The 7100-nt window shown below is 65.6% G+C and carries 7 protein-coding genes and 1 pseudogene; 3 read left to right on the forward strand and 5 right to left on the reverse strand.

Annotated features, from left to right (window positions below; translation table 11 throughout):
* Positions 1 to 419 precede the first annotated feature (419 nt).
* Entirely contained in the window at positions 420 to 1772 is a 1353-nt protein-coding gene (locus ACDP63_RS23775) for a ferric reductase-like transmembrane domain-containing protein (RefSeq protein ID WP_409928756.1), read from the reverse strand.
* Between the two features lie 487 nt (positions 1773 to 2259).
* Between ACDP63_RS23775 and ACDP63_RS23780 the strand changes: the two genes are divergently transcribed.
* The 3 genes and pseudogenes from ACDP63_RS23780 to ACDP63_RS23790 all read left to right on the forward strand — a co-directional run bounded on the left by ACDP63_RS23780 (position 2260) and on the right by ACDP63_RS23790 (position 3282).
* On the forward strand, positions 2260 to 2559 hold the full coding sequence (locus ACDP63_RS23780; protein ID WP_199286329.1) for a hypothetical protein: 300 nt from the start codon (positions 2260 to 2262) through the stop codon (positions 2557 to 2559).
* A gap of 68 nt (positions 2560 to 2627) precedes the next feature.
* Positions 2628 to 2792: pseudogene (locus ACDP63_RS23785) on the forward strand (DUF924 domain-containing protein); the annotation flags it as partial.
* Positions 2793 to 2862: 70 nt separating this feature from the next.
* Positions 2863 to 3282, forward strand: a complete 420-nt coding sequence (locus ACDP63_RS23790) for a DUF924 family protein (protein WP_409928760.1) — start codon at positions 2863 to 2865, stop codon at positions 3280 to 3282.
* Between the two features lie 15 nt (positions 3283 to 3297).
* Here the strand turns inward: ACDP63_RS23790 and ACDP63_RS23795 are convergent, their stop codons facing one another.
* The 4 genes from ACDP63_RS23795 to ACDP63_RS23810 form a co-directional block, all read right to left on the reverse strand.
* A complete protein-coding gene (locus ACDP63_RS23795) occupies positions 3298 to 5238 on the reverse strand; it encodes a heavy metal translocating P-type ATPase (protein WP_409928757.1) in 1941 nt (646 codons plus the stop codon).
* A gap of 61 nt (positions 5239 to 5299) precedes the next feature.
* A complete protein-coding gene (locus ACDP63_RS23800) occupies positions 5300 to 5680 on the reverse strand; it encodes a hypothetical protein (protein ID WP_409928758.1) in 381 nt (126 codons plus the stop codon).
* Positions 5681 to 5776: 96 nt separating this feature from the next.
* Positions 5777 to 6259, reverse strand: coding sequence for a cytochrome b (locus tag ACDP63_RS23805; protein WP_409928759.1), 483 nt, complete (start codon positions 6257 to 6259; stop codon positions 5777 to 5779).
* A gap of 140 nt (positions 6260 to 6399) precedes the next feature.
* A complete protein-coding gene (locus ACDP63_RS23810) occupies positions 6400 to 7092 on the reverse strand; it encodes an ABC transporter ATP-binding protein (protein ID WP_409928761.1) in 693 nt (230 codons plus the stop codon).
* Between the last annotated feature and the right edge of the window lie 8 nt (positions 7093 to 7100).

The raw sequence follows: 7100 nt of genomic DNA on the forward strand, positions 1-7100 counted from the left end.
TCTGCTCGTCGGTCAGCCAGTACAGGTCGCTCATGTCACCGCTCCGTTTTCCGAGCCGTGAATCACGTAGCACACTGAAAATCAATGCATCCTGACCCTAGACATGACCAGAATCGCCCTGTGCAGTGTCGAGCTCCCCTGTTTGTCCTGCGTCGCTCAACTTGAGGAGGAGAATGTCTTAAAACTCTTCGGCACGTGGTTATAAGCTGATTCTATTATGCGCCAACCGCAGCAGGAATCCCTTCAAAGGTTTTAGGATGGTCTGCCCAAGTTTCGCGACAGAATCGCCGGCATTTTTCTTGGAAATCCTGTCGCAAAAGCCCGATGCAAAAGTCAAAGCTTGTGCGACAGACTTACGCATCAGGTCGCGACGCGGAATCCGGGCCGCTGCGCTCTATTGCATGGCCTAGAGATCAAACTTACCTCATGGCGAATAGCTCGTGATGGAACCGCTTCGCGACTGGCAGTCCCTGCGCGGCAAAATCCCGCCGCAGCGCCTCACCGAACCCCGTCGGACCGCAGAACCAAATGCTGGCGTCGCGCCAATCCGGCACAGCCGCACGAATACGCTCGCCGGTCAGTAGGCCGTCGCGGGAATCAACCAGGACATGCAGACGGACGCCCGCCGATTTCGCATCCGCCGTCAGCTTGGCGATGGCCTTCTCGTCATAGTCGGCGGTCGTGTGAAACAAGTCGATTACGGGATGAGGCTGGACCAGATGCACGCGCCGTTCTTGCGTCAGATGCTTCATGCCGGCGATGAACGGCGTGATGCCGATGCCGCCGCCGATCCAGATCTGCCGGGGCTGACCGTTGTCGAAGTCGAAACAGCCATACGGCCCTTCGATCCTGACCTCCTGGCCCACGTTCAGCTTCTCGCGCAGACGGCTGGTGTGGTCGCCGAGTTCCTTGGTCACGAAGGTGATGCGTGGATCCTTTTCGTTCCAGGCAGAGGCGATCGTGTAGGGATGAGCCCCTTCGGTACGGTCGGACAGGGCGAAGGCAAACTGGCCAGGCTTGTGGCCGGGCCAGCCCTGTTGCACCTCGATCTCTGTCTCGAGAGCCTTCACACCCGGATAGTAATGGAGCGAGGCGATCCTGCCCCGAACCTGCCGCCCCGCACCGACGAGGCGTAGCAAGACTACGACCGCCGCATAAGTACCTGCCGCAAGAAGCAGCGCCATCACCGCGCCGATTGGCGACGTCCAGTAGCTGAACGTGGTCAGCACCACGGCATGGAACACGAGTATCAGGTAGACGACGGCCAACAAGCGGTGCGTTTTATAGAACAGCTGGTAGGGGAAGTATTTGAGGAGTGCCAGCACGATCAGCAGCACGGCAGCATAGAAGGCCCATTCGCCCAGACCCTCCGCCGTTCCGCGTTGGCTCATGAGAAGCTGCTCGATCGGGTTTTCCAGGGGCGGTCTCTCGCCGCGCACGGGCCGCTCGATCAAGCCCCAGCCCACCGCCCATTTCGGACCCTGCCCCCAGAGCCAGTGGACCACCGAGACGACGAGGGCCGCTATGCCCAGCCATTTGTGCAGCCGGTACATCTTGTCCAACCCGCCGAACCACCGTTCCGGCCAGCGCGGCCGCAGCGCCAAGATCATGGCAACGCTCATTGCAGCCATGGCGATGATGCCAGTGTACTGGACCATCGTTCCCCGAAGCACGAAGAAATTGGCCGGTTGGAATACCGTGGGCTCCGCGACCAGCCACAAAACGGTCAACAGTGCCAGAGCGCCCCAGAAGGTCAGCTTGATGTGCTGCATCGCGGCGAGTTCTTTCTATAGTGGCCACTGTGCTTTCGTGTATCGCAGGAAGGATTCAGACTCGTTGACGCAGGTCAAGAGTGGAACTTGCCACGCATTTGTCGCGAAATCGTGAAGACTACTCGAACCTGGCATCGCCTTTGACGATGCCTCGGCGTTGGCATTGGCCGCGCTTCCGGAGCGCGGGCATACGCTGGCGATCGTTCCTCTCGATGGGTGCATCGCGGGAATCTTGTGCCTTTCGATCAATTGTGCCCCTCGGCCGCCGGCCATCGCCCGGCTTCATGACATTGGAATCCGGCACATCACCAGGCTAACCGCGAGCAGCTACAGGTTCCCGCCGCTCGTCTGCCCGACGACAAGCTCCACCTTATCCCTCGGTTTCAGGCCGAGGGCACCAAGTCGCCATGATCGGCGACGGCATCAACGACCTCCCGAGCTGACCGCCGCCGATACCTTGATCGCCACGGGTGCTGCGGGGTCCGACGTGGCGATCGAGACCGCCAACATCGCGCTGATGGCTAACGATCTGGACATGCTGGCCGAGGCCACGGCGATCTCGCGCGCGACGTTGCGCAACATGCGCCAGAACCTTGTCATTGCGCTCTTGACGGTGGCCGGGCTGCTGGCGGGCGTGTTCAACGGCGATGTGCATATGGCCGAGGGCATGCTGATCCATCAGCTTTCGGTACTGGTGGTGATCGCCAACGCCATGCGCCTGCTGCGCGTCCCGCGCGGGCCCGGCGGGCGCCGACCTGTGCCGGCAGCGGTGCCCGCGACCGCCTAGGCGCGTGTGCCTCATCAACAATTCCGCTCCCGTGCCCATGGCGCGGGGGCGTTTTCATGGGGGATGACATGACCGATAGCAATGATGCCAGACAGATCGGCGAGGTTCTGGATTTCTGGTTCCCCGAGGGCCGGGCGCTGGATATCGACACCGCCCGCCATGCCGAGCTATGGCGCTGGCGGATGCATGGCGGCGCGGACGGTACGATTGCGGCGCGCTTTGGCCCGCTGACCGAACGCGGCGCGGCGGGAGCGCTGGATCATTGGGCAGGGACGCCCGAGAGCCGGCTGGCGCTGATTGATCGTGGTGCTGGACCAGTTCCCGCGCTCGCTGTGGCGGGGCAGCCCGCGGGCTTGGGCGCAAGACCCGGCGGCATTGGCGCAGGCGCTAGAAGGGTTGGAAAACGGAGACTGGGCGGCACTTGGCCTGCCGTGGTTCCAGATCGCCTTCACCCAGCCCCTGGGCCATGCAGAGGGGTCGGACCATCTGGCCCGCATCGACCGGCTGATCGCCCTGCGCCGCGACATCGCCGCCCGCGCGCCGGCGCCGTTGCGGCCGCTCTATGCCTCGCTCGTCGATCAAGCGGGGCAGGTGCGCCGCATCATCGCCAGCTTTGGCCGCCACCCGCACCGCAACGCCATCCTTGGCCGCAGATCGACGCCCGAGGAGGAAGCCTATCTGGAAAAGGGCGCGTTTCCGCATCTGCGCGTCTTTCGGGGGTGAGCGCATCCCCACGGTTCAGGTGGGCTGCGCGACACCCGTCAGCGCCTGTCCGGCAACAGACGCCTTCGGCCGGCGGATCGGGTCCGACAGCAACCGCAGCCCGTTCAGCACCACCAGCACGGTGCCGCCTTCATGGCCAATCACCACCAGCGGCAACGGCAGATCGAAGAACAGCCCGCCGATGACCAGAACCACCATGGCGCCGATGGCGAAGGTCAGGTTCTGCCGGATCACCCTTGACGTTCGGCGCGACAGGCGGTGCGCGTCCGCAAGCCGCTCCATATCCTCGGACAGCAGCGCCACATCGGCGGCCTGAAGCGCCACCTCGGACCCGACCGCGCCCATGGCGATGCCGACATCGGCGCGGGCCAGCGCCGCGGCGTCGTTCACGCCGTCGCCGACAAAGGCGACGCGGCCGGTTGCGGCCAGTTCGCCAACCGCGCGAACCTTGTCCTGTGGCAGCATTTCGGCGTGAGTCTCTTCGGGCCCCAGCCCAAGCCGGGCGCCGATGCGCAGCGCCACCGGCCTGCGATCCCCGGTCATCATGACGATGCGGCCGACACCACTGTCGCGCAGGGCCGCGATCGCCCCGGCGGAACTGGCCCGTGCCTCATCCGCCACGCTGACGGCGCCCAGCACGGTGGCGCCGCGACCCAGGTAGACGACCGTATTGGCGCCATCCGCCAGCGCCTGCAACGCGGGGTGATCCGTTGCGGCCTTCATGTCCTCGGCAAGATAGGCATTGCCCGCCCAAACCGGGCCAAGTGCATCGGACCCTTCGATGCCGATGCCTGGCCGGGCGTTCACATCGGCCACCTGCGCCGGATCAAGCCTGCGGCTGGCGACCTCACGGCGGATCGCGGCGGCGATATGATGCTCGGAATGCGCCTCCAGCCCCGCCAGCAGCGACAGGAACCCGGCCTCGTCGCCATCCAGAGCGACGATTTCCGTCACCTCGGCGCGGCCGGTGGTCAGGGTGCCGGTCTTGTCGAAGGCGAAGATATCGACCTCGGCCAGCGTCTCCAGCGCGCCGCCGCCCTTGAACAGAACACCGCCCCGCGCCGCCGCCGAAAGGGCCGACAGGATCGCGGCGGGGACGGAAATGACGATGGCGCAGGGGCTGGCGGCGACCAGCAGCGTGGCGGCGCGGTAAAGCGCCAGTTCCCAGTCGCCGCCCAGCCACCAGAACGTGGCAAAGGCGATCACCGCACCCGCCAGCACCGCGACCGTGTAGCGTTGTCCGAACCATTCGCTGAACCGTTCGGAGGGCGCGCGGGCGGCCTGTGCCTCGGTTACCAGCCGGATCATGCGGGCGATGGTGCTGTCGCTGACGCTGCGCGTGACCTCAACCTCCAGCACGCCGTCCAGATTGATCGTGGCCTCGAACACCTGCGCACCGGCCTCTTTCGACACCGGCATGGATTCGCCGGTGATATTGGCCTCGTCGATGCCGCCGCGCCCGGTGACGACCACGCCATCACTGGGCACCCGGGCGCCGGGGCGCAGCACCACTACATCGCCGACGGTCAGCACCTCGGCGGGAACTTCCTCGACAGCGCCGTTGGCGGTCTTGCGCAAGGCGGTCTCGGGGCGCAGCGCCATCAGGGCCTCGATGGCGCGGCGGGCGCGGCCAAGCGCGCGTTCCTCCAGCGTGGTCGAGATGCTAAACAGCGTCATCAGTACCGCACCCTCGAACGGGGCGCCCACGATTGCGGCGGCGATTGCCGCGACGATCATCAACAGGTCGATGTCAAGCACGCGCGCGCGCCACAGTTCCGACAGCGCGCGCCAGCCGGTCGGCAGGCCGCCAGCCAGATAGACTAGCACCAGCCCCGGCAGCTCCAGAGCGTCGCAAGCTCCGCTGGGCAGCCACCTGCCGGCCGCCGCCATTGCCATGCCGAGCACGGTGACGAGCGAAAGGGTCAGTGACAGGTCAACAGGTGGAAAGCGCTTCATGTCGGGTTCCTGGCGGACGAGGTCGCGGCTGGCAGCCGCCATCGCTGGCTGGGTGAGTGGATCAATCGGATGGCTTATGGCACCGCAATGCAAAGGCCGCGATGGCTATCCAGATGGCGCTGCGCAGGATCATCGCGCCCATGGTGCGTGCCTCCCATGCGCCGCCGGCGCCGACATGCCACAGGAAGGCGGCAAAGACGGCCGCTGTTGCCGCGGCGATGGCCAGCGACAGCAGCGGCGCCCACCCTGCGCCGCGCCACAGGCCGATCCCGGCCAGGACATAGGCAAAGCCGGCGACGAAGTTGAACCACAGAACGAATGGCACCACTGCGCCCATATCGACGCCGCCGAACAGCGCCCTGCCGCCCGAAACGATGGTCAGCAGGCCGAAGATCACCGCGACGGCGGCGGCAACGGTCTGGCTGCGCGGTCTTCTCGTCATGTCTGCCTCCGAAGTTCGGGGTTTGGGGAGCGGCCGGGCGGGTGTGGCCCGGCCTGCCATGCGTTGCGGGTTGCGGCGCGCGGAACGGACCCCGCCTCAGGCCCGGCCAAGCATGCGCCGCAGCACATCGGTCTTGAGCCAGTAATGATGGTAAAGTGCCGCGAGGACATGCAGGATAACCAGCGGAACCAGCGCCAGCCGCGCGATGGAATGGGCTTCGCCGATCGCCTCGACGCCGGAAATCCACGCCGCCATGCCGGAAAGCGCCATCAGGATCAGCAGGAGGTTGAGAGCCGCATGCATGCCCGTGGCCAGAGCCTTCAGGGTCGGGTGCTCGCCTTCCGGCAGGCCCGGAACGCCGCGCCGACGGCGCAGCACCAGCCGCCACAGGACGAGAACGAGGATCAGCGCGCCGGCAACGGCATGAGGATTGATCGTCGGCTGGTTCGGCAGCATGCCTTCCATCCGCCCGTCCCATACCTTGACGATGCCGTCATGCATGAGGATCTGGAAGAAGACGAGGGCCGCAATCGTCCAGTGCAGGATGATCTGGGCCCTGGAATAGGATGTCGGTTGCATCTTGGTTACACCTTTTCAAGGTCGCGTGAAGTTTCAGTATCGGCCACTGTCGTGCGACACCCGATCCGCCGCGGGCATGATGGTGGCGAGGATCGGCGTGTGAGGGCTTGGGTCATGTCTGCCTCCTGTGCTCCTGCCCATCACGCGCTAACCAGATGGCCATCGCGCAGGTGGATCAGGCGATCGAGGCGGTCGAAGATCTTCTCGTCATGGGTGACGGTCACGATGCAGGCTTCCTGCTCGACCGCGAGCTTGCGCATGAGGTCCATCACCAGCCCGGCGCGCGCGCCGTCGAGCGCGGCAGTGGGTTCGTCGGCAAGGATAATGCGGGGGCGGTTGGCCAGCGCGCGGGCAATCGCCACACGCTGCGCTTCGCCGCCCGACAGCAGCGCCGGCTTGACCATCGCGCGGTGGCCGACTTCGAGATAGTCCAGGAGTTCGCGCGCCCGCGTCCGGCCTTCCTCGGCGGCCAGGCCGGCAAGATCGAGCACGACCGCGACATTCTCCTGCGCCGTCAGGAAGGGCAGCAGGTTGTGACTCTGGAAGATGAAGCCGATCTTGTCGAGACGCAGCCGCCTCAGGTCGCGCCGCAGCCATTTGCCGTCGAAGACCGGCTCGCCGTCCAGCACCACTCGTCCCGCCGATGGGGCGAGGATGCAGCCAATGATGTTGAGCAGCGTCGTCTTGCCCGAACCGGACGGACCGAGCAGTGCGATCACCTCGCCGGCCCGCACGGTCAGATCGACCGCGCGCAGGGCATCGACGCGGGTTTCGCCCTCGCCGAAATGCTTGGCTACGTTCGAGACCTCGATGAGGATGTCGCCGAGCGCCATGTCGGTCA

The organism is Paracoccus sp. P2 (assembly GCF_046335115.1).
GTDB lineage: Bacteria > Pseudomonadota > Alphaproteobacteria > Rhodobacterales > Rhodobacteraceae > Paracoccus > Paracoccus pantotrophus.